We start from the raw sequence: 716 nt of genomic DNA on the forward strand, positions 1-716 counted from the left end.
GCAATTTCCGTCGCCAGCCGATTGGCTAACAAGGCACGCTCCGGAGCCGGTTCCTCACGTAGCGCCTGGATGACGGGCTCTGTGATGAGAATGCCCATACCCGGTGCGCTGATCGCATCGAGATCCTCGACAGATGGCGCATCGGCGGTTTGCAGTAAGGGGGCGAGATCCTGGTCGACATCCAGTTTTTCGTCTTTCACCTGCAGGCGTAAGCCTTGACCGACGCGTGTTTTTAATTTCTCGCAATTCGCGCACAAGCGCACTTGCTGCTCGCCGACCACCGAGGTTACCCATTCGCTCGCGGCGTCAGACGTACGCCATAGGCGCGTCACGCGCTGATCGGCCGGCTGGCCAGCTGCAGGACTGCTGGGCGCCAGATGTTCGTAGCCAGCCTCTACGCTGTCACCAATGGTATTGATCGCTGGCTGGCCTTCGCCGCCAGCTTTCTGGCCGCGGGTCCAGGTAATGCCATCTTTACCCGGGTCTTCGGTAATTTCCGCCTCCGACGTGGTAGGGTCACTGCCCCTCTGTGTCTTTTGTTTCCAGGATTCGCTTTTGGCAATCTTGATCCAGCCATCCACAGGATTACGGCCAGCGATATTATCGTTCACCACTTCGTGACAACTTTTCACAGAGAGATTGTACGTGTCGCGCGCATCCGCCAATCCCTTGGTCACGAAGTCATACAGTCCAGGATTTATTTCCTGCACTTTAGA

1 pseudogene is annotated in these 716 nt (G+C 57.1%); it reads right to left on the reverse strand.

The window, feature by feature from the left end:
* Positions 1-716 (reverse strand): annotated as a pseudogene (locus ACSV5M_RS21850) (hypothetical protein); the annotation flags it as partial.

Source organism: Cellvibrio sp. ARAG 10.3 (genome assembly GCF_051846955.1).
GTDB lineage: Bacteria > Pseudomonadota > Gammaproteobacteria > Pseudomonadales > Cellvibrionaceae > Cellvibrio.